This is a genomic window from Pseudoalteromonas sp. GB56, from assembly GCF_054923835.1.
Genome location: NZ_JBPCHK010000001.1, coordinates 1,402,570 through 1,425,786 on the forward strand (window position 1 = coordinate 1,402,570; position 23,217 = coordinate 1,425,786).

A 23,217-nucleotide genomic window follows, 5' to 3' on the forward strand; every position below is an offset into this window, starting at 1 on the left:
GCACTATGTCATTAGGTACCACAAGTAGCAGTGTTCAGCTATGCTCGTTCGTAAGGTCTTTGAAATTTCCTATTGGTGTGCAAAAGAAAGGAGGCACTAATGAAAAATGGACTTGTTATTCTCGCACTTGTGCTTGCGTTGCCGAGCGTCGCTGGAACACTGACGTTTCCTGAAGCAAAGGCCAAAGCAGACTCGATGGAAAGCAACCTATCTTCGCGCAGTACCCACAGGCTGATAAATGCTCAGCAGCAATTAGCATCAAATGCTTTCTCTACGTGTGTTCAAAGCACAAATTTGCAAATCACTGACTTTACTGTGGTTGCTCAGGTGAATATGCAAGGGGCAGTTGTAAACACTTGGCGAAAAGGTGAATCTGAATTTGCTCAATGTTTTCAAGAGGCGATGGTTACGTCATTTTCATATAAACCAGAGGCAGCACCATTTTTTACGTCTTTTGAGTATATTGCAGAACATTAACGTGAGTTAGCTGACTTAATATTTAAGACAGCCGTTAACATCACAGCTAAGTCTCCATTGCTTACATCGCTATTGTTTGTGCCTCGATTTGCGTTTGTAACTGTTCACTCATTTTCTCGATAGCTGCTATTTTATCGCGTGCGAATTGAAGCTGCTCGTGACTAATGCCCTCGCGCTCGCCACGCGCGAGCAGGTCTTTAAGCTCGGATACTTTGACTTTCGCGGCTGCAATATAGGCCTGTTTTACATCCGCTTGCTGTTGATGTTGGAATTGTAAATAGGCCTGATGGTCATCCAAGTCACCTTGATACTGATACCCGCTCGCTGTTGCCTCCCTTTTAGTGATGGGAGGTAGGTAATCAGGTTCGCGAATTGGCAGAGGCTCTTGAATTTGTGGGGGCTCTAATACCGCCGCTGGCTCGGTAAGTTTGTTACGTTGAGCGAGCCTATATTGCTCTGCCTCAGACTGCACGTTCATTTGAACTGGGGCGAGCGCAACGGTTTGCAGCTCTTTCTCTGAGCTGCTTGGCTCTTCTTTTTTTAGGTAGTAGAGCAGCCCTAACGCAATGCCGAAGAGTGCTAATGCGACCATGCGTTTATTCATTGTTGATTCTCCAGCTGTGCTAACCACGTCATGAACCCTTGTTGGTATTGGCGCTTCGCTTGCTCACGAGCAAGGTCATTCTTTGCTTGATAGCGCACTGTTTGTGAGCCGGCGGGGTAGGTTGCGTAGCGTTTGTCTGCTGTATACACCACAAGCCACTGACCTGTTGGTGTGCGTACTGTACGAGATAGGGTGTGCGCTGGGTTGGTAAAAGCCAGTTGCTGGGCAAAGCCTCTGTGTTTGTCTTGACGGGTTAACACGCCACCTTGATCCGCAAAAATGTTTTGCTGCTGAGCAAAAGCGTGATTGGCACCAAGCTTGGTCGCTTCAGCGTAGAAGGTATCTGCCTGTGATTTCTCACGGAACAGCGCACCTTGAGCCATGACTGATTCTATGTAGGTAAATCGGCTTTTATGTTGCTGATAATATTGGTCAATTTGCGCATCGGTGATATTAGCCTTAAGCGTATCTAACATTGGACTTTGGCCGTGCATCATCTCCTGCACACCAAGTTGGTTTAGCAATGTTGGCCTTAATATATCGCCCAGGGCAAGGTACTCTAGTCGTGACAACGTTAGCTGCTGTTTGGCTAGCTTTGGCGAAATTTTGTTTGTGGCTTGGCGATACTGATACCAACGATTGAGTTCAGCACCGTAAGCTGCGATATCACCTTGATGCAGGCGAAACTTCACTTGCATCGACATCGCTGAATAGAAATCAGCGAATGTGAGTGCGGCAAAGCCGTTTGACGCAGGCAGTACGTCGATGTGTTCAAGCACGGCTAATTGCGCATCTGTCATCTGCGCAGAGCTTGGGTAGTGGCCAAGCGTGTGCATTAACCAGGTCGCATTTTGGCTCGATGGTGGGGCAAATGTGCCTAGCGTTTGTGGATCAAACCAGCCTTGAGCTAACCAAGCATCGAGCAAATAGCGGCGGATATGATAATGGTTGTCAAACCCCACATTGGCTTGGCGCTCAAGAAGTGCAGGGTAGTGACTTTGAGCTTGTTCCAGCAGATAGGTGTTTTCTAACAATCGCGCTCGTGTATGCACAACCAGTTCACTATTGTGCTGCTTGTAAACCTCTTGCATAAAGCGCACTTCTTGTTCACTGGGGATATGCTTACGAGGTAAATGTTCGCTCGCACGCGCTGCTTGAGTCGTAAAAGATAGGCCCAAAAGGCCTATCAAGATAGCAAAAAAGCAACGCATTAGCGCTGCTCCATCGCATGGTTAAGCAGATGAACCACCAATGCGATTGCGTGGGGGATGACCATACGGCCAATCTGTACGCGATCATAATGATCTTTCAGAGTTAAGCACTATACCACCTTGGGCATAACTGAATGCGCCTCCCTCAGTAAGCAAAGGGCGAATGTCTTGGCTTTGTGGGTCAAGTGCGCTGAATGAGTCCATCGCATCGCTCACTAGGGTAAAGTCGTTAAGCTGCTCTTGGTCATAATAGTCATTCACCCAACCTTCCCAGCTTGAGTGATTTAATGCTGACGTTGTCCAAGTGTGGTGAGGTTGCAGTAAGTCTGTAGTGTGGAACACAAAACCCAGTACCTGAGGGTTGCCACTGTTGAGGTAACTTTGATACCAATATTGGCCAAGGTTATCGATAGGTTGGAACGGCATTTCTTCGAAATCGTCATACATTCCGTAATGTGAGTAGCTGTCGATGCGGTAGTGTGCTTCTGTTAAGCCGTAGGTATTGTATTTGCTGCTATCACCAAACCAGCCTTTTGCACCGCCGTAGCCGTCATCTAGGTAATCACCTTGCAACCACGTTGCTGCCATGTTGTCGATGTCACCCCATACAGTCAACTTTTCATAGTTATAACCACCGAAATCATTGCCGTGTGCGTCGGCGCCCTGAGTGTGGTTTTGAAAGTGCCAGTAGCTGGTGTATTTAACAATACTTTGCGCAGTGCCCCATACGGGTGCTTGCACACATGAGCCGGTCATTGCGCCACAGAAAAAGGTGTCTTCAAAGTCATCCACATCATACGCCGCTTGGCCAAGCAGCTCAGCCAGAGCTTCAATCGTCATGTTGTTCTGTTGTGCGTACTGTTGCAGTTTGGCATAGGCAGTCGAGTTCTGATTTTGTTGCATATAGGCAATAGCATCTAAAACAATGCGCTTGTGTGTTTGTTGGCTAAACGCTTGCGCGTTCGAACTCAAGCCAGCGACCAACAGGGCCGCTGCAAGGTATGAGTATTTCATGTTGCTTCCATTATTGTTTAAAAGAAGCGTGTATTAGAATGGGAACGGTTTACAGCTTAGTTACTAAATTGTTAATTTTATGATCTATTTTTATGTCTTTATAAAGACTCTACGTTGTCGATGCACCATTGAGCGCGATCCAAAACCGCTTGGCGCGCTTCGTCGCTTTGCTTATCCCAGTTGCGGTAGATCATACCAATACGATGATTATTGCCAAATTTATCTCTGTGTCTGTCCATAAAGTGCCAATACAAGCTATTCATAGGGCAAGATGAAGATGAGGTTTTTTCGGTTACTTTATAGTGACAGTTTTTGCAGTAATCGCTCATTTTATTGACGTAGTTGCCGCCGCCACAATAGGGTTTGGTGGCAATAATACCGCCATCTGCAAATTGGCTCATGCCGCGTGTGTTCGGCATTTCTACCCACTCAATGGCGTCCACGTAGATCCCTAAATACCAGGCATCGACCTCGTCGGGGTGTACGCCTAATAACAAGCAAAAGTTGCCAGTGATCATCAAACGCTGAATGTGGTGGGCATAACCATAATCGAGGCTTTGGCCGATTGCTTGCTCAAGGCATTTCATCTTTGTTTTTGCGTTCCAAAAGAATGCGGGAAGTGGGCGCTGCGCATCTAAAGAATTGCGTGAGGCGTAGTGGGGCATATTTGCCCAATAAATACCTCTGACGTATTCACGCCAACCAAGAATCTGCCTTACAAAGCCTTCGACTTGCGCCAAGGTAATGCCGCCATCTGATTCATGGTAAGCCTCAATCGCCGCGTTAATGACTTGCATCGGGTGCAAAATCTTGGCATTGAGCGCGAACGACAAACGGCTGTGATACAAAGACCATTTGCTATCTGTTTGGCAGGTCATTGCATCTTGAAAGGTGCCGAACAGCGCCAGCAAATGATCGCAAAAGTGCTCCAACAACTGTAACGCTTGTTTACGGGTGACCGGCCAAAGTAGGGTGTTGCTCGCATCACCTATGGTGGCAACTTTGTGGCGCGCGATACGGTCGTTTATAGCACTCACATCATTTTCAAAACAAAGTGGTGGCGGCACCAATTCAATGTCTTGAGGTTTGAGTTTATTGCGATTGTCTTTATCAAAATTCCATTGCTCGCCCAGCGGCTTGCCGTTATCCATAAGCACGTTAAAGCGCTTGCGCATCTTGCGGTAAAACTGCTCCATGGTGTGATGGGTGTCAGCTTGAAAATAATCGCTTAATTCCTCAAAGCCCAACATAAAGTGTTCACTGTCGTAGCCTGAAATGGCGACATCACCTAAATCCAGTGAGCTCATTTGTTCACGCAATCTAAATTCATCAGCGAGCTGATAACTAAAGCGCTGCGCGTTGAAATGCTGGACATAGTGCTTGATGAGATCATCAAGAGAATCAAAATCTTGGGTGTCATCAAGGGTCAGGTGCAGCACTTGGTGCCCAGCTTGGCTCAAGGCTGAAGCGAAACGCTCCATCGCCGCAAAGAAGCACTGTATCTTTTGAATATGGTGCTGGGTGTAATGCATTTCTTGATGCAGCTCGGCGATAATGTAGAGCACATCTTCTTGCTTGGTTTTGAACCATGAATGATTGGCATTGAGCTGGTCGCCCAGAATGAGGCGTATTTCCGTGTAGCGTGTTTGCGTCATATATACATTCTATTTTGTGGCCAACTAACATAGTCTGGCTCAGATATCGCTAAGCTTTCACCGCCGTAATGCTCTATAAACTTGCCGTCTGGATCGAACATCTCGGTTTGCTTGGTTAAATTAAAATGCCGACCACCGCGCGGATCGGCACCTACGCCGGCAATGTACTGCCAATTGCCATAGTTGCTGGCAACGTCGTAATCAATTAGCTGATGTTCGAAATATGCCGCGCCGTAGCGCCAATCGAGCAGGAGTTCATTGACAAAACAGCTAGCGACAATCTGCCGACCACGATTGGACATCCAACCGGTACTGTTGAGTTGTTTCATCAATGCATTGACTAAAGGGTAGGGGGTATTGCCATGGCACCAAGCTTGGTATCTCTGCGGGTAAAAACTGGTTTGTGGCGGTGTGTCACTCATCCCTTTAAAAGTGAATAACGACGCGCCTTGTTTCAGTGTTAGCCACTGAAAATATTCGCGCCACAGTAACTCAAAGTAAATCCAATAGGTGGATTCATTGGCGCCACATTTGTGTTCGTATTTTATGAGTGCTGAATACATTTGCCGCGCGCTGAGCGAACCGTTAGCAAGCCAAGGTGATAATGCGGTAGAGAACTTCTCTCCCCATAGGGCATTGCGTGTTTGTTTATAACTACTCGGTGCAGCGCTTTTGAAATAACCTGCAAGTGCAGCAGAGGGCGTTTGCGAAAACCAAGAATTCAAGGTTTGCTGTTCTTTAAACACCGCGTTGCACAGCGGCAAATCACACTGCACTGGCGCAGGAAAGTGCAGTGGCGTCCCCAAAGTAGGATGAATTCCTACGCTCGATTCCACTTGTTTTCTAAAGCGGCTGAACGTGGCAGGAATCTCCTCAATATGAAAGGGTAACTGATCTTTTTCAAATAAGGTGTGATTGGATTTATGCCAAAAGTTCACACCATGCAGATACTGTTTTAATTCGCCTATTGCCGAAAGCTCATTCCACCCATACTGGTCGGCAATGGCAATATCCTCTACCTCATGTTCCTTAACGATACGAATGACTTCGTCGTGCGTGCGAGCAAAATACAGATTATGCCCGTGGTTATTTAAGTCCTGTGCAAGCTGATTTAGCGTTTGCCCGGTAAACGCGCGAACACATAGTGAAGTTAGCTGTTTTTGGTAGCCAGTGTGGCGCTTTTCTAGCAATGAGTTAAGCGGTGTGTAAACAAAAATGATCCGTTCGCAGTGCTGAAACAGGCGTTGTAGCAGGGCATTGTCTGAAATTCTAAGGTCGTTGCTGAAAAGGTAGAGGCCTGTAGACATAGCGAAACGCAATAAATGAGATGTGCTGAGTAATACGCATTTGGAACAAAGTTGGATCGTTTTGCCGCTGTCACTTCGTATAATCCGCTACAATAAAAGTGATTGAAGGATGCAAATGGAGGTGTGAAATGGTTATAAGGACGTGCGCGATAATGCTATTACTATCGAGTAATCAGGTGGTTGCTCAGACCACCGTGTATAAATGTATGGTCAATGGTGTGGTGAGCTACTCACAATCGCCTTGCGGTGATGACGCGCAAAAAATTGACATTAAAGCCATGGTCGATAAACAGCAGGTAATGGCGTCAACACCTGTGGATGACAGTATTGATAGTTACATCGACAATCGCGACATTACGCGTGAATTAACGCAGAGCCAAGATAAAATAGAGACCTATTCGATTCAGATGCGCCAAGAGCTATCTAAACTCGAAGCGCATGCCACGAGCCAACATAGAAATCTAGCAGGTGCCGAGCGTGACAAGGCACTTGCGAAGCAAATGCAGTCTACGATTGAACAATATCAATCACTTATCAATCGAGAGCAGCTCAACATTGACCGTTTGCTTCGCAAACAACACATGACCGTGACTTCTGAAAAAGACAATGTTGATCAATACATCAGGGTTAAGCAAATAGAGCGGGAAATGCGAGAACATGAGGATAAAATCGAAACTTATCATCGACAACTCGAAGTAGATCTCAATGCGCTCAAGGTGCAAACGAATGGTGAGACTTCTTCTTTAGTGGCAGCAAAATTCGATAGCGCTAACGCCCAGAGAATGTCGGCAACCACCGCGAAATATGCGACGCTGATTGATATTGAGCAAAAGGCACTGCAACGCTTAACAAACGAGTATGCGAGCCTAAAAGGTAAGTAACATTAACGGATACAAAAACGGTGCCTCTTGAGCACCGTTTTTACGTTTTTAACCCACTTCAGCAATAAGCATGGTTGAGTTGAGGCTAATAAGCTGTGCTTTAGCAAAGAAGTTAAAGTCTGTGCTGGTGGTCCAACTGTACGCGCCCATGTTTTGGGTAAATACCAAATCACCGTCATGCAGCGCTGGCAACAATACATTGTCACCAATAACATCAATGCTGTCGCAGGTTGGTCCGGCTAAAACGCTTGGTTCGCCTGCTGCAAACTCCGTGCTGTATTGCGTGTAAAAACGTTGCTCTGGCTCACCGTATACGCGGCCACTAAACGCACCATACACACCATCATCCATGTAGTACCAACGTAAGTTGCCACGCTGGCTCTGACCCATTACGCTCATCACGTGCGTCATCGCAGAAGCAACGATAAAACGTCCCGGCTCTGCAATGAAATGCGTCGTTTCTGGCCAGGTTGCCAATGCTGCGCGAATGGGTGCACAGAACTCGTTGATATCGATGGGGTTACCGGTGTAACTAACAGGGAAACCACCCCCAATATCCAATGTATTCATTGTGCCCACGCCTTGCGCTAACGCCATTTCGAATACAGTTTTGCATTGCTCAATCGCATGCACGTACTTTTGTGGGTCCATTGTTTGTGAGCCCACATGAAATGATAAGCCGCGAACACGAATACCCAATTCTTTTGCCTTCTTAAGTAAAGGCAATGCATCCGTAACCGTCACACCAAACTTCTTCGACAAGTCAGCTGCTGCGTCTTTGTTAGGGAAGCTCAGGCGTAACAGTAATTCTACTTTGTCACTGTACTTTTCAAACTTATACAGTTCATTCTCGCTGTCAAAAACAAATGTTGAACAGCCGTAAGTCACTGCGTGCTCGATGTCGCTAATACGCTTAATCGGGTGCGTGTGAATCACTTGAGAAGGCATTACATTCGCTTGTGCAACTAGGTCAACTTCACCGTTAGTCGCTAAGTCAAAGCATCCACCTAGCTCATTCAGAGCGTTAACAACGTCGATGTGAGGCAATGGCTTAAGTGCGTAATGCAGAGCTACATTTGGCAGCGCGTTGGCAAGTGCTAAATAGTTTTCACGAACTTGGTTAACATCAAGAACCAATAATGGTGTGCCATGCTGCTTTGCAAGCGCAGTGCATAAAGAAAAGTGTTCGTTGTTTGTAGCAACAGGCTGAACAAAAGTAGAAACAGACATCATAACTCCAAAAGTTAATTTGGATAGTTACTCTTTCGCCTTGGCAAGGAATGCTGTACTAGGATTGGCTATCTAATAAAAGTGGCGCAATAATATTCAAATTATTGCGCCACGCAAGTAAAATTTTTAAAAATTTTTACTTTTTTATTGGTGCTTATTCAGCGACTGCGATATCGAAGGTTACAACTGAATCTTCACCTGCTACAACCGATACGGGTTCGATGCTTTCAAGTGTGAATGCTTCATCCAATACCTCTGGATCGTCAATGTGTGCAGCACAGGTATAACCTAGTGTGTACTCACCTGCAGCAACAAAACCAATCTCAAACTCGTAGTCACCACTGTCTTCGTTCATTACTACGTTCGCTGTCGCAATTGGTGCATCTGCTGGAACAGTTTCACCGTCGACGTAAAGATCTTTTGACCTTCAGCAACTGAATACAAGTATACCGCGTGACCGAAAGCACCGGTCTCAGGCACGATGTCCATGTTATCAGTTTCACAAGCCATAAATAATTCCGCTGAAACAGTACCTTCGATGTCTTGTACTTCAGCTAGGTTTTCCAAGCGGATACCAGTAGGTTTAAGGTTTACTTCGTCGCTGTTAGACGGATTGACCAAAGACTTTTAAGGTCGAATTCAAGTACAAACTGGTTTTCACCCACAGCGAGCGTTAAATCACTAATTTGGATTTCGCCAATGCCGTCGTTGTTTTTACGCTTAACAACTACCGGTACCACGGTATCGTCGTTGTATACGAGGTGAGAAGTCATTTCGATGTTTGCCACATCGCCGTTAACAACGTTTGCACGCATCCACTGATATGAACCAGCAGGCACTGTTTCATCATCGATCAGTGAATAGATGTCGCTACCAGTGTAATCTAATAAATTAATCATCACTGGTTGATCTGGATTTTCAGTTGAACGAGTCACGAAAGACAGCTCTTCAGAGTTGTTTTTCAATGCGATGCTATCAAACGCAATCCACACTTCTTTTACATTACTGACAGGCGCATCAGAAATGCCAAGGGAAAAAGTAGCAGAAGTAGGTTCTGGGGTAACGGTTACTTTATCATCACTACCTGAACCACCACAACCGGCCAATAATGCCAAAGATACTGCGCTTGTTAGAATTAACTTGTTCATTGCATTGCTCCTATAGATTGCACTTTGGTTAGCTTAGCAAACACGCCTGAACAAGGATTTAACAAGCGTTAGTTAAAGATTGATATACGTGACTAAAGTTGGTTTTGTGTTGTTCAAACAAGTATTGCCTTAACTGACTTTTGTTGTTATTTGATACGAAGGTAACGGCTACAAGGTTTTCTTGCTGACGCATCTTCTTAACTTTCAGTGGCAGAGGATCATACTTAGGCAGGATCAAGTTTGCTATCGCACTTTGAGGTGGATCTGATATTTCTTTGACATCGACAACGGCGCCGGTCGATGACAACGAAAGAACAGGTAATTCTAAACCGGACTCTGTGCGTATAAAGATTCTTTGGGGACTATCAAATCGCCAGCTTCGATGTGAGCCTTGGGCTTCAAAGATCTCAGGTGCTCCAAGTTGCGGTTGTAGGTCATGGTTTTCATTGAGGCTGAGTGTGAGAGGGAACCAAAGTTCAAAATTTCCCACTTCTGCAAGCATAAATAGGCCAGGGTTGTCGAATAGCGGGGCGACGTAATCAGGAAGGTGGGAGCGTAAAGACAACCCTGCACCAGCTACATTTTCACTGCCTAGCGGTTGTTCACTAAAAAGCTGCTTAAAGAAAGCTAACTCCTGCTCAGAAAACTCCATCTCTTTTCCCCAGATACTTCAAATCGCGCTAATTTTGTACACTTCTAAAATGCTGGCGCAATCTATCATATTATTAATAATGTTTAAATATTAAACAGATACAACGTTTCTAATTTAGGTATCAGTCTAGAGGAAGGTGAATAAAGTAGCAACTGATGTTGTGAAGATATTGCCGTGTTCAGTAGATATGAACACGGCTAGCAGGTTAGTTAGGAGTTACTTAACCTCTTTTCCAGCTGCTTGTTGGTCAGCATGGTAGCTTGAGCGCACAAAGGGGCCGCACGCTGCATGTGAGAAGCCAATTTCGTCAGCATATTCTTTCAATGCATCGAATTCTTCAGGTGGCACATAGCGCTTAACCGGTAAGTGGTGCTTTGAAGGTTGTAGGTATTGGCCCACTGTAAGCATGTCGACATTGTGTTCACGTAAATCACGTAAAACCTCTTCGATCTCACTCATTTCCTCGCCTAAACCAACCATTAGGCCCGATTTAGTGCGCACTTCTGGGTGTGCTTCTTTAAAGCGACGAAGTAACTCAAGTGACCACTTATAATCAGCACCAGGACGCGCAAGTTTGTACAAGCGAGGAGCCGTTTCCAAATTGTGGTTAAACACATCAGGTGGTGTCTCACTTAGAATCTCAAGTGCTCTTTCCATACGGCCACGGAAGTCCGGTACCAAGATTTCAATCGTGATACCTGGATTATGTTTACGAATTTCGCGAATACAATCGGCAAAGTGTTGTGCACCGCCATCACGCAAGTCATCACGGTCTACTGAAGTGATTACTACGTAGCTCAGCTTCATGTCCTTGATAGTTAACGCCAGCTTCTCAGGCTCTTGAGCGTCAGGCTTTAATGGACGGCCATGGGCAACATCACAGAATGGGCAACGGCGAGTACAAATTGCACCCAAAATCATAAAGGTTGCGGTGCCATGATTAAAGCACTCAGATAGGTTAGGGCAGCTCGCTTCTTCACAAACCGAGTGCAAACCATGTTTGCGCATCGCTTGTTTGATGCCGTCGATACGCTCATTCGATTTTGGTAGGCGAATTTTAAGCCACTGTGGCTTACGCAGCATTTCATTTTTCTCGGTAGGGAGTACCTTTACCGGGATTAATGCCATTTTTTCAGCGTCGCGAAGCTTTACGCCTGGCTCCATACGTACAGATGATTTTGTCATTATTCCGCCAAACTTTGTTGGTACTCAACCTGCTCTGGATTGAGTCGTTTAATTAATTGCTGAACCAGACCTTGTCCCGCAGCTTCAACGCTTTGTGGGCCATTAAGGTCTTTACATTGCACCATTTCCATACCGGCATACCCACATGGGTTGATGCGCAAAAATGGGCTTAGGTCCATGTCTACGTTTAACGCCAAGCCATGAAACGAGCAACCACGACGGACTCGTAGGCCCAACGACGCTATTTTTGCGTCATTGACGTACACCCCAGGTGCATCTGCCTTGGCATAGGCGTCGATGTCATACTCTTTTAAGCAGTCAATAATGCTTTGCTCAAGCCAAGTGACGAGCTCTCGCACACCGATTTTTAATCGACGCAGATTGAATAACACATACAGCATCTGCTGGCCTGGGCCGTGATAAGTTACCTGACCGCCGCGATCTACTTTAACCACGGGAATATCACCAGGCATCAGCACATGCTCTTCTTTACCCGCTTGGCCCTGAGTAAAAACAGGTTCGTGTTCAACCAACCAGATTTCATCGGCGCTGTGTTCATCCCTCGTGTCGGTGAACTCTTGCATCGCATGCCAAATTGGCATGTACTCTTGGCGACCTAGTTGGCGAACAATTAAATTACTCACTATGTGCTTCCTCTGCTGTGCAATTAAAGCACATGACGTACATCATCTAGGCCGCCTAGCTCAGTGTAGATAATCTCGATATGCTCTTTAGAAGTTACAGTTGCCACAATTGTGACGGACTCGTAGTTGCCCTTGCTGCTTGCCTTTGTCTTTGGTGCATAATCGCCAGGTGCATGCTGTTGCATGACCGTCAGTACTTGCTCAGTTAACTCGACGTTCGCAAGGCCCATCACCTTAAAGGTGAACGGACAAGGAAACTCTAGAAATTCATCAAACCTGGTATCTTTAACCTGCTTGACCATAACAATTGACCCTCTTTTACAGCATAGGACGCAGACAAACTAATGGGTTCATTAGTCCACTTTGGTGCGCATTCTATCATTTTTTAGCACAAAAAAAACGCCCCTGAATAGGAGCGTTTGTTCTAGGTAATTCCACCTCGGATAGCCGTATTTATCTACACTTAATCACGCAGTCGCTTACTCGATGATTTGTAGACGTAAATAATCGTAAATCTTGCTGAAGAAGCCACCTTCTTGCACACTCTCAAGTGTTACTAGCGGATAACTAGCGATGTCTTCACCTGCTAAACGTAGGTATAAAGTACCTACTTTTGTGCCTTTCTCTATCGGTGCTTCAAGTGTTGTATCCAACTCGAAGTTTGCTTCTAAATTCTTTTGTTGGCCGCGAGGAATCGTGATAGGCGTATCTTGTAAAATACCCAAAGACACATTTTCTTTGTCGCCCATCCAAATGCGTTGGTCAGCAAACTTATCGCCCGCCTTGTATGGTGTCACTGTTTCAAAGAAGCGGAAGCCATAGTTAAGTAGTTTTTTACTTTCTACTTTACGCGCGCGCTCTGAAGTGGTGCCCATCACGACTGCAATCAAACGCATGTCACCTTTCGTTGCTGATGAAACAAGGCTGTAACCAGCTTCACTGGTGTGGCCTGTTTTAATACCATCCACTTCAAGACCTTGATCCCAAAGTAGGCTATTGCGGTTAAATTGTTTGATGCCGTTGTAAGTGAAATCTTTTTCTTTATACAACGCGTACTCATCAGGTACATCACGGATAAGTGCGGCGCCAAGCGTTGCCATGTCACGTGGAGTTGTATAGTGCTCGTTTGTATCAAGGCCGTGACTGTTTATGAAGTGACTATTAGCCATGCCTAGCTTCTCAGCATGAGCATTCATCAAATCGGCAAATGCTGATTCGCTGCCAGCAATGTGTTCTGCCATCGCAACACATGCGTCGTTACCTGATTGGATAATAATACCGCGGTTTAGGTCTTCAACACTGACTTGTTTACCCACTTCGATAAACATTTTCGATGACTCTGGGAAGTTCTTTGCCCAAGCGTTTTCGCTAACGGTGACCATATCTGTAGGTGAGATATTGCCAGCAGCTATTTCAGTACCAATGACATAACTGGTCATCATCTTGGTCAAACTTGCCGGCGCAAGCTTGGTGTCGGCTTCACCTTCGGTGATCACTTTGCCAGTTGTAAAGTCGACCAAGAAATATCCTTTGGCATTGATTTCCGGCGGTGTAGGAATAATTTGGGCGTTTGCTGCAAAAACGGCGCTAGCGCATAGCAAACCACTTAGGCCTTTTAGAAGAGAATGTTTAATTGATTTCATTATGCTATATAAATCTGTTTTTTGAGTGAAAATGCGGTTCTACCGATATCTTAAAGGGCTTGGTCATCATAAAGCAAGAAAGCTTGTGCGAACTGTCTACTTTTTAACTGTTCTAATAACGACTTAGCCTGATGCTCGTCAGCTATTGGACCCAATCGCAAGCGAAAAATTCCATCATTTTGCGATTTTATATCGGTTGGGACGTGAAAATCCTGTTCAAGTTGGCGGGCTAGGGCTTGGATGTTTTCCAGTTTAGAGCCTGCTGCAACTTGGATGTACTTTGTACGAGGCTTTGAATCTGCAAGGGTAACCGCTTCAAGCTTAACCCTTGCTGTACCTTTTAGGTGATAACCTAATTTGTAAGCTGCCGCGTAAGACAAATCGATAATACGGTCATTGTGAAATGGCCCTCGGTCGTTAACACGTACGATAACACTTTGGCCATTGTCAACATTGGTAACCCTAACAAAGCTTGGCAGAGGCAGTGTTTTATGGGCGGCAGTCATCGCAAACATGTCATAGGTTTCGCCGTTTGAGGTTTGGTAACCGTGGAATTTTCTACCGTACCATGAAGCGATACCTTCTTCAGTGTAACCACTCTCGTCGAACATAGGCACGTATTGCTTTCCTCTGACGACATAAGGGCGATTCGCCGCAGCACTTTTCGGTTCATCGGTGACTACTGCATCAGCGAGCTCGAGACCATTCGGGTGGCGCAAGGGAGCAGCATCGTGATCCATAGAATATCGATCGCTGTGTGAAGTGGGTGCTCGTGAAGTACTACAAGCGGCTATTGCAAGACACATCAGACAGAGAATTATTTTGCGAATTAACATTACTTGTTCAACATCCTTTTCTCAGTGGCAATACTCATGATGATGCCGAAACCAGCCAACAGTGTCACCATCGAGGTGCCACCGTAACTGATCAAAGGCAAAGGAACGCCCACAACGGGAAGCAAGCCAGATACCATGCCAATATTTACGAAAACATAAACAAAAAAGGTAAGGGTGAGGGCGCCAGCTAACAACTTGCCAAATGCTTCTTGAGCATTGACTGCAATAAACAAACCTCGCGCGATGATAAATAAATACACTCCGAGAAGTAGCAGTACGCCTATCAAGCCAAATTCTTCACTCAATACCGAAAAAATAAAGTCAGTGTGACGTTCTGGTAGAAACTCTAGCTGAGATTGGGTCCCTTGCAACCATCCTTTACCTTCAACGCCGCCTGAGCCAATGGCTATTTTTGACTGAATAATATGGTAGCCAGAGCCGAGCGGGTCGCTTTCGGGGTTCAAAAATGTAAGCACGCGTTGTTTTTGATAAGCGTGCATCCCATAGTGCCAAAATAGCGGTGCGCCAGCGCCAACTAATATGCCCAGCCCGCCGATAAGTCGCCAACTTACGCCCGCTAAAAACAGCACAAAAATACCTGAGCTGGCGATAAGAATAGAGGTTCCTAAATCGGGTTGCTCCTTAATCAGTAAGGTTGGCACCATAACAATGGCTAAACCGATACCAAGGTGTAAAAGGGTAGGCGGCAAATGATTGCGCCCTATATACCAAGCGACACACATCGGAACTGCAAGCTTCATGATTTCTGAGGGTTGAAAACGAATGCCGATATCAAGCCAGCGCTGCGCACCTTTTGAGCTTACACCAACAAACAGCACGGCAATCAGCATCAAGGTGCCGACTACATAGGCAGGGATAACGACCCGCTTTAGTGTTGTAGGTGAAACTTGTGCGCAGATAAGCATGGCTAAAATCGCACCACCCATACGGGTACTGTGGCGCATCATCATGCCAGTGTCTTGACCACTGGCACTGTAGACGATGGCTAAGCTGCCAACCATCATTGCCATAATTGCGAGGAACAAGGGGAGGTCTATATGGACGCGCTGCCAAATCGATTGTTTTGCAGTAACAGGGATCATGATTTAGGCGCCTCTTTTTCACCTTCAAGCGGATTAGCAATGAAGTAATAATCCATCACTTTACGCGCAACTGGGGCTGCTATGGAACTGCCAGCACCGGCGTTTTCGACAATGACAGTTACGACTATTTGCGGATCGTCGAATGGCGCAAAACCAACATAAATAGCGTTATCGCGATGACGTTCCTTCAACTTCTCTGCATCATAGCGCTCTCCTTGAGCGATACTGACAACCTGAGCCGTTCCTGTTTTGCCCGCCGAGTCATAGTTCGTATCTTTAAACGCTTTGTGTGCTGTCCCAGTGGTCTTTTTTACCGTGTTATGCATGGCATCTAAAGCGATTTGCCAATGACGAGGGTCTTTCAGCTCTACAGGCGGCTTTTCATCATTATTGATGTCTTCAAAGACACCATTTTGGCTAAGCTGTTGCACCAAATGAGGCGGATTGTTTTTGCCTTTGTTGACCATAATGTTTATCGCATTAGCGATTTGTATTGGGGTCACGGTCCAATATCCTTGGCCGATACCCACAGAGATCGTATCCCCAGGGTACCAAGACTCCCTGAAGCGGCCGCGTTTCCAATCAGCTGTAGGCAAAATCGCGGTGGTTTCTTCTTTGATATCGATACCCGACAGGTCGCCAAATCCAAACTGTGCCATGAAATTACTGATTTTAGTGATGCCTGCACGGTAGGCGATATCGTAAAAATAGGTATCACAGGACTCTTCGATGGCTCTGTACACATCCACATGGCCGTGACCCCAGCGTTTCCAATCACGCCATTTGTGGTCAACATTCGGGATTTGAAAAAAGCCTGGATCCCACATTTGTGTGGTTTCGGTTACTAAGCCCTCTTCAAGACCAAAAATTGCCATATGCGGTTTGATGGTAGACGCAGGGGCGTAGCGACCTTGCGTTGCACGGTTAATAAGTGGTCTATCAGGGTTTAATAACTCTTTATAATTCTTAGAGCTAATGCCGTGAACGAATAAATTAGGGTCATAACTTGGGTTTGAGTAAAGTGCCAGTACGCCACCCGTTTTCGCATCGAGAGCAATGACAGCTCCACGCATGTCTTGTAACGCCAATTGCGCGATTTGCTGCAAGCCAATGTCGAGCGTTAAGGTTAAATCTTTACCCGGTACGGGGGCCGTTTCATCCAAGGTCCTCAGGACACGACCGCGGTTATTGATTTCTACAGATTGTGAGCCCACTTCTCCGTGCAGTTCAGTTTCATAGAACTTTTCTAAGCCCAATTTACCGAAATCACGTGTGGCACGGTAGTTGGTTGCTTGGTCTTCCGCTTCGAGTATAGCCAGCTCTTTCTTGTTGAGCTTAGCAACATAACCTAAAGCATGGGTCAAGGTGTCACCATAGGGGTAATAGCGTGCTAATCGCGCTTCAATATTGAAACCAGGAAACTTGTGCTGATTGACCGAAAACAACGCGACTTCTTTGTCGTCTAAGCGACTTTTTAATACTTGGCTGTTAAATCGGCGGTTGTTACGAATATCGTCTAGAAATTCTTGGCGTTCTTGCTCAGTGATATCTATTAATCGACTGATTCTATCTAACGAGTCATTAAGGTCGTCAACTTCCTCAGGAATGACCTCAAGGTTGTAAATCGGCTTGTTTTCGGCGAGTAAGTTGCCATTACGGTCGTAGATTAATCCACGATTGGGTGCGATTGGAATAACTTTGATACGGTTGTCATTCGAACGCGTCTGATAAGTCTGATGAGCAACTATTTGTAAGTTATAGAGATTTGATACAAGTATCGCAACGAGAATAAGCACAAATATGAAAGCGGTGAATGCGCGACGCGCAAACAAGTTGGCTTCGGCGGAATGGTCGCGAATGGGAGTGCGTTTGCGCAGCATGTTTCGTTATTATTCTCGATGATAAGGGTGGTTGTTATTTAAACTCCAGCCTCGATAAAGGCTCTCCGCTACAATAATGCGCACTAGCGGGTGAGGCAAGGTCAAATTTGATAAAGACCATTTTTGTTCTGAGCGAGCAATACACTCAGGCGCTAAGCCCTCTGGACCACCAATCAGCAAGCTAACATCTCGGCCATCGAGCTGCCATTTTTCCATCGCTTTGGCGAGTTGATGGGTGTCCATTGCTTTGCCGGTGACTTCTAAGGTCACAATGCGATTGCCTTTGGGAATGGCAGCGAGGGTGCGCTCACCTTCTTGTTGCAAAATTCGCTTTATATCCGCGTTTTTGCCACGTTTTCCGGCAGGAATTTCGATGAGCTCCAACGCCATATCCTTTGGAAAGCGGCGTTGATACTCACTGAAGCCTGCTTCAACCCAAGCAGGCATCTTGGTGCCGACAGCAACCAATTGAATCTTCAAAGTTTAACCCCAAAGTTTTTCTAATTGGTAAAAGTCGCGGGTTTCGTCTTGCATTACATGCACAACCACGTCGCCTAAATCAACAAGCACCCATTCACCTACGTCTTGGCCTTCTTGACCAATTACGTGTAAGTCATGTTCTTTTGCTTCCTTAGCTAAGTGTGAAGCAATAGATTGTACTTGGCGCTTTGAGTTACCCGAGCACACCACCATGTAATCTGTAATACTTGAAGTCTCGCGTACGTCTAATGTGATCACGTCGCGTGCTTTCATGTCATCAATTTTGTCTAATGCAAAGTCAAGAAGTTCGTTGGTTTGCAAAATTAACTCTCTGTATAAATAATTGTCTTAAGCGGCGAATATTATCACTTTTGTGAGCCCATATACAGGCGCTTCTCGAGGATATATCTGTTCACCGCTCCCGGCAGTAGGTCAGAGCAATCTAACCCACTAATAAGTCTTTCGCGCACATGCGTTGATGATTCGTCGCGCTGTGGACCTTCTAAAAAATAGACTAAACCTGATCTATTAGACTGCAACTGAAGGGCTTCGTTGCACTGATGCGTGTGTAAATATGCGCGCAACTCTTGTGATGGAGCCAAATTTTCGTGTGGACGTTGGTAAACCACAAGATGACACAAGCTCAGAATCTCCTGCCAGTGATACCACGTATCGAAGCTGTTAAATGAATCCATACCCATCAAAAATAAAATGGCTTCTTGCCGCTTATCAGTGCTGTCGAGTTCAGTGCGTATCTCTTGTAAGCTGAGCAGAGAATACGACGGACCTTGGCGGTGTAATTCGCGCTCATCAATAACAAACGCGTCATTGTTCGCTGTTGCCAGTTTGAGCATGGCTAATTTGTCTTCATTACGAATACCGCTGGCTTGCTTGTGTGCTGGCACGCGGTTGGGCATAAAGTGCAGCGTTGTTTCATGGAAGTGTGCGAGGCACTGCTGCGCCATATTGATATGTGCATTGTGCACAGGATCAAATGTGCCACCAAATAACAGCATGTTTACTCCTCAAAACAAGGGGCAGGGAATGGCAAACTACGGCAAAAACTAATGCTAATGTGCGCGAGCATTGGAAAAGGTGAGGTTAAACGGCCGCGCTTATAGGCACCGTCGAAATCGGCCAATAAATCCAAGATATGCGTTATGTGTTGAGCATTGATACGGTGCAACGCTTGGCTGTATAGACCTTGCTGGTTCTTCCAGATCCCCATTTGTTTACAAGCGCTGGCGAAGTCAGTTCCGCTGTTTTGCAAGGTAATGAGCTTTTGTAACTGCTGTGCTTCTTTAGTCAACGCCCACGCGATGGCTGTTGGTTCTGTGTTGTCATTTTGCAGACGCTGTAACACCTGCATGGTTTTATCACTGTCGCCAGAGAGTACCGCATTGGCCAAGTCAAAAATGTCAAAGCGGTTCTGGTTCAATAGGATGCGCATCAAGGTACGGCCATCAATGGCCTTTTGAGAGAATAACAGAGAAAGCTTTTCTAACTCTTGATGACAGGCGAGTAAATTGCCCTCGGTGGTGTCGAGCAGTACTTGTTTTGCATCGTTATCGAGGTTGAGGTTTAAGCGGCGGCAATGACCATCGAGCCAACGTCTAAGATGTGGGCCTGTGAGCGGATAACAAGGGATAAACATGCCTTGTTGGTCGAGCGCTTTAAACCACGCACTGCGTTGAATCTCTTGAGACGCTTTTGCACCGTGCAAAATGATGACACAATCTGGGTTCGGTGCGTCAACGTATCGTTTAAGGTGCTCTGAGCCTGTTTTTCCAGGCTTTTGCCCATTGAGGTCAATATCGATAAGCGTGCGGGCACTGAACAGCGACATGCTTTGGTAATGGGCATCGACTTCTTGCCAGTCAAATTGCGCACCTGCGGTCAACTTGATGATTTCATCGAAACCTTGCTGTTTTGCGCTTTGCTTTATTTGCGCTACGCACTCATTTACCTGAAATGGCTCTTCACCAAACACCATATAAAATGGCGCAAGGCCTTTTTGCAGTTGCTGAGGTAATTGGTTAGCGTAGATGCGCATTAGAGTTGAGCCAACTCCCGAACGATACGGCGGCTTGCTTGTTTGCGCAATTCTTGTAGCAAGATGTTCATTTCATTGGCTTTGGCTAACGCGTTATCGGGGTCGTCTTGATAATTGCGATATAACTCGAAGTACTGCTCGACAGGCTTATCGCCTGCACGCTCTAACGTGTAAGACACTGAGTAGATAAGTTCGTACTCGGCTACCTGACCGTTTTTAAACAAGGAAAGTGCGCGTCTATCGAGGGCGTCTGACACCAATGTCAGTGTGGGTGAATTGGCGCGAAGATTCTCATTCACTTGCACATTGCTGATTTCGAGTTCGTTAACCAGTTGCGCATACAATGCAGAGTTGAGATCGGTCGCATTGACTTCCATGACCATGAGGTCAGTAGGTAAGTCAGAAGCGCGTTTAAGGTGAAAGCCACAGCTGCTTAGTACTAAGACTAAGCAGCTAAGCATCACTGTTTTCAACAGGCGTGATGCGGCGAACATCTTAGTTCGCCACCACGTTAAGGACTTTGCCCTTGATGTAAATTACTTTACGCACTGTGAGACCTTCCGTGAATTTCTGTACGTTAACATCGTCAAACGCTGCTTTTTCAACGGCTTCTTGGTCAGCGTCTGCAGCTAATGTTAGCTTAGCACGTACTTTACCATTTACTTGAACTACAACGAGTTTTTCGCTTTCAACCATCGCTGATTCATCAGCAACAGGCCACTTAGCATCAAGTACATCGCCTTCCTTACCTAGGTCTTGCCATAACTGGTGAGACAGGTGCGGAGTAATTGGTGCGAGCATAATTAACATCGCTTCTAGCGCTTCGTTGGCAACCGCTTTGTCACCATCGTTCTCTAGCGGTGCTTTAATCAGCTTGTTCGACAACTCCATTACCGCGGCAATTGCAGTGTTGAATGTTTGGCGACGTTCTAGGTCATCGGTGATCTTCGCAATCGCTTTGTGTAGTTCACGACGAAGCTCTTTTTGCTCTTTCGACAAGCTTGCAACATCCAGTGCTACAAAGCCTGCGTTATTTACATCAACAGCATATTTGTATACGCGCTTGATGAAGCGGTGTGCACCTTCAACGCCTGAGTCAGACCACTCAAGAGTTTGCTCTGGCGGCGCAGTGAACATCATAAATAAGCGCACTGTGTCAGCGCCGTATTGGTCGATTACCTGTTGCGGGTCGATACCATTGTTTTTCGACTTTGACATCTTGCTCATTCCAGCGCTTTGTACTGGCTGACCATCGTCTTTGTGCCACGCTTTAATAATGCGGCCTTTGTCGTCTTTTTCTGTTTCAACGTCCGTAGGTGCAATCCAGATGTCGCCGCCTTTTTCGTCTTTACGGAAATACGTTTCAGCAAGCACCATACCTTGACACAGTAAGCGCTCAAATGGCTCATCAGAGTTCACTAGACCAAAATCTCGCAGTAACTTGTGGAAGAAACGCGCGTACAACAAGTGCAAAATTGCGTGTTCGATACCGCCGATGTACTGGTTTACAGGCAGCCAGTAGTTAGCTGCACCTGGCTCAAGCATGCCTTCATCGTAACGTGGGCTACAGTAACGTGCGTAGTACCAAGATGATTCCATGAAGGTGTCGAAAGTATCCGTTTCGTGGAACACTGTTTCACCGTTAATCGTCGCCTTCGCCCACTCAGGGTCTGACTTGATAGGTGAAGTTACACCGTCCATTACTACGTCTTCTGGAAGACGCACTGGCAGCATATCTGCTGGTGCTGCAAGCTCTGAACCGTCTTCTTTGTTCAGCATTGGGATTGGTGAACCCCAATAACGTTGACGGCTTACACCCCAGTCGCGTAGACGGAAGTTTACTTTACGCTCGCCCACACCAAGCTCAGTTAGCTTGTCGGCGATGGCATTGAATGCAGCTTCGAAGTCAAGACCATCAAACTCACCAGAGTTGACGAGCTTGCCTTTTTCTGTGTATGCCGCTTTTGATAAATCGCACTCATCGCCTTCGTTAGCAGCGATAACTTGTTTGATCTCAAGACCGTATGCTGTAGCGAATTCAAAGTCACGTTGGTCATGTGCAGGCACAGCCATAACCGCACCTGAACCATAATCCATCAATACGAAATTAGCGATCCAGATTGGTACTTCTTGGCCAGTTAGAGGGTGTACAGCAGTTAGGCCAGTCGCGATACCTTTTTTCTCCATGGTAGCGACGTCAGCTTCGGCAACCTTTGTGTTTTTACACTCTTCAACAAATGCCGCCACGTCTGCGTTAGCAGCCGCTGCTTCTTGTGCGATTGGGTGAGCCGCTGCAACGGCAACATAGGTCACACCCATGAAGGTGTCAGGGCGCGTGGTGTAAACGCTGAATTCACCTTTGCCATCAGCACGTTTGAAGGTGATATCAACACCTTCCGAGCGGCCAATCCAGTTGCGCTGCATGGTGCGAACTTGCTCTGGCCAATGCTCCAGCTTGTCTAAGTCGTCAAGTAGCTCTTGCGCATAATCAGTGATTTTGATGAACCACTGTGGAATTTCTTTTTGTTCCACAACGGCACCAGAGCGCCAACCTTTGCCGTCAATTACTTGCTCATTAGCAAGTACTGTTTGGTCAACTGGGTCCCAGTTAACGGTCGACATTTTTTTGTACACTAAGCCTTTTTCATACAACTTAGTGAAGAACCATTGTTCCCACTTGTAGTATTCAGGGTGGCAGGTCGCAATTTCACGATCCCAGTCATAACCAAAACCTAATAGTTTTAATTGGTTACGCATGTAATCGATGTTTTCGTATGTCCAGCTTGCGGGTGCGGTGTTGTTTTTAATCGCCGCGTTTTCTGCTGGTAGGCCAAACGCATCCCAACCCATAGGTTGCATTACGTTCTTACCTTGCAAGCGCTGGAAGCGAGACACTACATCACCGATGGTGTAGTTACGTACGTGACCCATGTGCAGTCGGCCACTTGGGTAAGGGAACATTGAGAGACAGTAAAACTTCTCTTTTGAGTCGTCTTCTGTGACTTTAAATACCTTGTTTTCGTCCCAGTACGACTGGGCCTTCGCTTCGATTTCCTGCGGGTTATATTGCTCTTGCATCTACTCTTCCAGACTTCTTGCAAAATGATGACAAATTTGCCCGATAGCATACCCCAAATCAATGCTTAATCACAGCAAGCAACGGGCTTTTTTCTAATTAGGAGTTGTTGAACACATTTCGACCTCGAAAGATAAA

The 23,217-nt window shown here is 46.1% G+C and carries 24 protein-coding genes and 1 pseudogene; 2 read left to right on the top strand and 23 right to left on the bottom strand.

The features are described from left to right. The first annotated feature begins 99 nt into the window (after positions 1 to 99). Positions 100 to 477, top strand: a complete 378-nt coding sequence (locus ACH19P_RS06645; RefSeq protein WP_462157747.1) for a hypothetical protein — start codon at positions 100 to 102, stop codon at positions 475 to 477. A 61-nt stretch (positions 478 to 538) separates the two neighbouring features. On the opposite strand, the gene ACH19P_RS06650 is transcribed toward ACH19P_RS06645, so the two are convergent. The 5 genes and pseudogenes from ACH19P_RS06650 to ACH19P_RS06670 form a co-directional block, all read right to left on the bottom strand. After that, the gene (locus tag ACH19P_RS06650; protein WP_462157749.1) at positions 539 to 1,081 is read right to left on the bottom strand and encodes a hypothetical protein; all 543 of its coding nucleotides are present in this window, start codon (positions 1,079 to 1,081) and stop codon (positions 539 to 541) included. Continuing rightward, complete coding sequence (locus tag ACH19P_RS06655; RefSeq protein WP_462157751.1) at positions 1,078 to 2,292, bottom strand: peptidyl-prolyl cis-trans isomerase; 1,215 nt, start codon at positions 2,290 to 2,292, stop codon at positions 1,078 to 1,080. Before ACH19P_RS06655 ends, ACH19P_RS06650 begins: the two co-directional genes overlap by 4 nt. Next, positions 2,292 to 3,306, bottom strand: a pseudogene (locus tag ACH19P_RS06660) (phospholipase C/P1 nuclease family protein). Before ACH19P_RS06660 ends, ACH19P_RS06655 begins: the two are co-directional and overlap by 1 nt. Positions 3,307 to 3,404: 98 nt before the next feature. After that, positions 3,405 to 4,961, bottom strand: coding sequence for a cryptochrome/photolyase family protein (locus ACH19P_RS06665; protein ID WP_462157752.1), 1,557 nt, complete (start codon positions 4,959 to 4,961; stop codon positions 3,405 to 3,407). Beyond that, the gene (locus ACH19P_RS06670) at positions 4,958 to 6,268 is read right to left on the bottom strand and encodes a DASH family cryptochrome (RefSeq protein WP_462157753.1); all 1,311 of its coding nucleotides are present in this window, start codon (positions 6,266 to 6,268) and stop codon (positions 4,958 to 4,960) included. Before ACH19P_RS06670 ends, ACH19P_RS06665 begins: the two co-directional genes overlap by 4 nt. Before the next feature lie 152 nt (positions 6,269 to 6,420). Between ACH19P_RS06670 and ACH19P_RS06675 the strand changes: the two genes are divergently transcribed. Then, positions 6,421 to 7,149, top strand: coding sequence for a DUF4124 domain-containing protein (locus ACH19P_RS06675; protein WP_462157754.1), 729 nt, complete (start codon positions 6,421 to 6,423; stop codon positions 7,147 to 7,149). Between the two features lie 48 nt (positions 7,150 to 7,197). Here ACH19P_RS06675 and ACH19P_RS06680 read toward each other — a convergent pair whose 3' ends face one another. The 18 genes from ACH19P_RS06680 to leuS all read right to left on the bottom strand — a co-directional run bounded on the left by ACH19P_RS06680 (position 7,198) and on the right by leuS (position 23,081). After that, the gene (locus ACH19P_RS06680; protein WP_462157755.1) at positions 7,198 to 8,379 is read right to left on the bottom strand and encodes a type III PLP-dependent enzyme; all 1,182 of its coding nucleotides are present in this window, start codon (positions 8,377 to 8,379) and stop codon (positions 7,198 to 7,200) included. A 154-nt stretch (positions 8,380 to 8,533) separates the two neighbouring features. Further along, a complete protein-coding gene (locus tag ACH19P_RS06685) occupies positions 8,534 to 8,734 on the bottom strand; it encodes a hypothetical protein (RefSeq protein WP_462157756.1) in 201 nt (66 codons plus the stop codon). Positions 8,735 to 8,736: 2 nt separating this feature from the next. Next, positions 8,737 to 8,946, bottom strand: a complete 210-nt coding sequence (locus ACH19P_RS06690; RefSeq protein ID WP_462157758.1) for a hypothetical protein — start codon at positions 8,944 to 8,946, stop codon at positions 8,737 to 8,739. A 23-nt stretch (positions 8,947 to 8,969) separates the two neighbouring features. Continuing rightward, positions 8,970 to 9,527 (bottom strand): DUF4382 domain-containing protein, encoded by a 558-nt coding sequence (locus tag ACH19P_RS06695; RefSeq protein ID WP_462157760.1) that lies wholly within the window; start codon positions 9,525 to 9,527, stop codon positions 8,970 to 8,972. A gap of 58 nt (positions 9,528 to 9,585) precedes the next feature. After that, entirely contained in the window at positions 9,586 to 10,179 is a 594-nt protein-coding gene (locus ACH19P_RS06700) for a hypothetical protein (protein WP_462157762.1), read from the bottom strand. 216 nt (positions 10,180 to 10,395) lie between these two features. After that, a complete protein-coding gene (gene lipA, locus ACH19P_RS06705; RefSeq protein ID WP_462157763.1) occupies positions 10,396 to 11,364 on the bottom strand; it encodes a lipoyl synthase in 969 nt (322 codons plus the stop codon). Continuing rightward, positions 11,364 to 11,966, bottom strand: coding sequence for a lipoyl(octanoyl) transferase LipB (lipB, locus tag ACH19P_RS06710; protein ID WP_462159323.1), 603 nt, complete (start codon positions 11,964 to 11,966; stop codon positions 11,364 to 11,366). The genes lipA and lipB overlap by 1 nt, the downstream gene beginning before the upstream one ends. A gap of 65 nt (positions 11,967 to 12,031) precedes the next feature. Further along, positions 12,032 to 12,310, bottom strand: a complete 279-nt coding sequence (ybeD, locus tag ACH19P_RS06715) for a DUF493 family protein YbeD (RefSeq protein WP_462157764.1) — start codon at positions 12,308 to 12,310, stop codon at positions 12,032 to 12,034. Between the two features lie 177 nt (positions 12,311 to 12,487). Next, complete coding sequence (locus ACH19P_RS06720; protein ID WP_462157765.1) at positions 12,488 to 13,651, bottom strand: serine hydrolase; 1,164 nt, start codon at positions 13,649 to 13,651, stop codon at positions 12,488 to 12,490. Between the two features lie 50 nt (positions 13,652 to 13,701). Next, complete coding sequence (locus ACH19P_RS06725) at positions 13,702 to 14,487, bottom strand: septal ring lytic transglycosylase RlpA family protein (protein WP_462157766.1); 786 nt, start codon at positions 14,485 to 14,487, stop codon at positions 13,702 to 13,704. Next, on the bottom strand, positions 14,487 to 15,590 hold the full coding sequence (gene rodA / locus ACH19P_RS06730) for a rod shape-determining protein RodA (protein ID WP_462157767.1): 1,104 nt from the start codon (positions 15,588 to 15,590) through the stop codon (positions 14,487 to 14,489). Before rodA ends, ACH19P_RS06725 begins: the two co-directional genes overlap by 1 nt. Next, positions 15,587 to 17,470, bottom strand: a complete 1,884-nt coding sequence (gene mrdA / locus ACH19P_RS06735) for a penicillin-binding protein 2 (RefSeq protein ID WP_462157768.1) — start codon at positions 17,468 to 17,470, stop codon at positions 15,587 to 15,589. Before mrdA ends, rodA begins: the two co-directional genes overlap by 4 nt. Before the next feature lie 9 nt (positions 17,471 to 17,479). Next, complete coding sequence (rlmH, locus tag ACH19P_RS06740) at positions 17,480 to 17,950, bottom strand: 23S rRNA (pseudouridine(1915)-N(3))-methyltransferase RlmH (protein ID WP_105190439.1); 471 nt, start codon at positions 17,948 to 17,950, stop codon at positions 17,480 to 17,482. A 3-nt stretch (positions 17,951 to 17,953) separates the two neighbouring features. Next, positions 17,954 to 18,271 carry a ribosome silencing factor gene (gene rsfS, locus ACH19P_RS06745; protein WP_462157769.1) on the bottom strand — a complete coding sequence of 106 codons (318 nt, stop codon included), beginning with the start codon at positions 18,269 to 18,271 and terminating at the stop codon, positions 17,954 to 17,956. A gap of 44 nt (positions 18,272 to 18,315) precedes the next feature. Then, positions 18,316 to 18,966, bottom strand: a complete 651-nt coding sequence (gene nadD / locus ACH19P_RS06750; protein WP_462157770.1) for a nicotinate-nucleotide adenylyltransferase — start codon at positions 18,964 to 18,966, stop codon at positions 18,316 to 18,318. Positions 18,967 to 18,968: 2 nt separating this feature from the next. Then, positions 18,969 to 20,003 carry a DNA polymerase III subunit delta gene (holA, locus tag ACH19P_RS06755; protein WP_462157771.1) on the bottom strand — a complete coding sequence of 345 codons (1,035 nt, stop codon included), beginning with the start codon at positions 20,001 to 20,003 and terminating at the stop codon, positions 18,969 to 18,971. Continuing rightward, positions 20,003 to 20,497, bottom strand: coding sequence for an LPS-assembly lipoprotein LptE (locus ACH19P_RS06760; protein ID WP_462157772.1), 495 nt, complete (start codon positions 20,495 to 20,497; stop codon positions 20,003 to 20,005). Before ACH19P_RS06760 ends, holA begins: the two co-directional genes overlap by 1 nt. 1 nt (position 20,498) lies before the next feature. Beyond that, positions 20,499 to 23,081 carry a leucine--tRNA ligase gene (leuS, locus tag ACH19P_RS06765; protein WP_462157773.1) on the bottom strand — a complete coding sequence of 861 codons (2,583 nt, stop codon included), beginning with the start codon at positions 23,079 to 23,081 and terminating at the stop codon, positions 20,499 to 20,501. Between the last annotated feature and the right edge of the window lie 136 nt (positions 23,082 to 23,217).

What these genes read in the sequence shown, in the direction of transcription:
- leuS (WP_462157773.1), bottom strand. Translation starts at nt 23,081, where the DNA reads ATGCAAGAGCAATATAACCCGCAGGAAATCGAAGCGAAGGCCCAGTCG.
- ACH19P_RS06670 (WP_462157753.1), bottom strand. Translation starts at nt 6,268, where the DNA reads ATGTCTACAGGCCTCTACCTTTTCAGCAACGACCTTAGAATTTCAGAC.
- mrdA (WP_462157768.1), bottom strand. Translation starts at nt 17,470, where the DNA reads ATGCTGCGCAAACGCACTCCCATTCGCGACCATTCCGCCGAAGCCAAC.
- ACH19P_RS06645 (WP_462157747.1), top strand. Translation starts at nt 100, where the DNA reads ATGAAAAATGGACTTGTTATTCTCGCACTTGTGCTTGCGTTGCCGAGC.
- ACH19P_RS06695 (WP_462157760.1), bottom strand. Translation starts at nt 9,527, where the DNA reads ATGAACAAGTTAATTCTAACAAGCGCAGTATCTTTGGCATTATTGGCC.
- ACH19P_RS06675 (WP_462157754.1), top strand. Translation starts at nt 6,421, where the DNA reads ATGCTATTACTATCGAGTAATCAGGTGGTTGCTCAGACCACCGTGTAT.
- rodA (WP_462157767.1), bottom strand. Translation starts at nt 15,590, where the DNA reads ATGATCCCTGTTACTGCAAAACAATCGATTTGGCAGCGCGTCCATATA.
- ACH19P_RS06650 (WP_462157749.1), bottom strand. Translation starts at nt 1,081, where the DNA reads ATGAATAAACGCATGGTCGCATTAGCACTCTTCGGCATTGCGTTAGGG.
- ybeD (WP_462157764.1), bottom strand. Translation starts at nt 12,310, where the DNA reads ATGGTCAAGCAGGTTAAAGATACCAGGTTTGATGAATTTCTAGAGTTT.
- ACH19P_RS06685 (WP_462157756.1), bottom strand. Translation starts at nt 8,734, where the DNA reads ATGAACGAAGACAGTGGTGACTACGAGTTTGAGATTGGTTTTGTTGCT.
- ACH19P_RS06680 (WP_462157755.1), bottom strand. Translation starts at nt 8,379, where the DNA reads ATGTCTGTTTCTACTTTTGTTCAGCCTGTTGCTACAAACAACGAACAC.
- ACH19P_RS06725 (WP_462157766.1), bottom strand. Translation starts at nt 14,487, where the DNA reads ATGTTAATTCGCAAAATAATTCTCTGTCTGATGTGTCTTGCAATAGCC.
- lipB (WP_462159323.1), bottom strand. Translation starts at nt 11,966, where the DNA reads ATGCCAATTTGGCATGCGATGCAAGAGTTCACCGACACGAGGGATGAA.
- ACH19P_RS06700 (WP_462157762.1), bottom strand. Translation starts at nt 10,179, where the DNA reads ATGGAGTTTTCTGAGCAGGAGTTAGCTTTCTTTAAGCAGCTTTTTAGT.
- ACH19P_RS06760 (WP_462157772.1), bottom strand. Translation starts at nt 20,497, where the DNA reads ATGTTCGCCGCATCACGCCTGTTGAAAACAGTGATGCTTAGCTGCTTA.
- ACH19P_RS06720 (WP_462157765.1), bottom strand. Translation starts at nt 13,651, where the DNA reads ATGAAATCAATTAAACATTCTCTTCTAAAAGGCCTAAGTGGTTTGCTA.
- nadD (WP_462157770.1), bottom strand. Translation starts at nt 18,966, where the DNA reads ATGCTGTTATTTGGTGGCACATTTGATCCTGTGCACAATGCACATATC.
- ACH19P_RS06655 (WP_462157751.1), bottom strand. Translation starts at nt 2,292, where the DNA reads ATGCGTTGCTTTTTTGCTATCTTGATAGGCCTTTTGGGCCTATCTTTT.
- ACH19P_RS06665 (WP_462157752.1), bottom strand. Translation starts at nt 4,961, where the DNA reads ATGACGCAAACACGCTACACGGAAATACGCCTCATTCTGGGCGACCAG.
- holA (WP_462157771.1), bottom strand. Translation starts at nt 20,003, where the DNA reads ATGCGCATCTACGCTAACCAATTACCTCAGCAACTGCAAAAAGGCCTT.
- lipA (WP_462157763.1), bottom strand. Translation starts at nt 11,364, where the DNA reads ATGACAAAATCATCTGTACGTATGGAGCCAGGCGTAAAGCTTCGCGAC.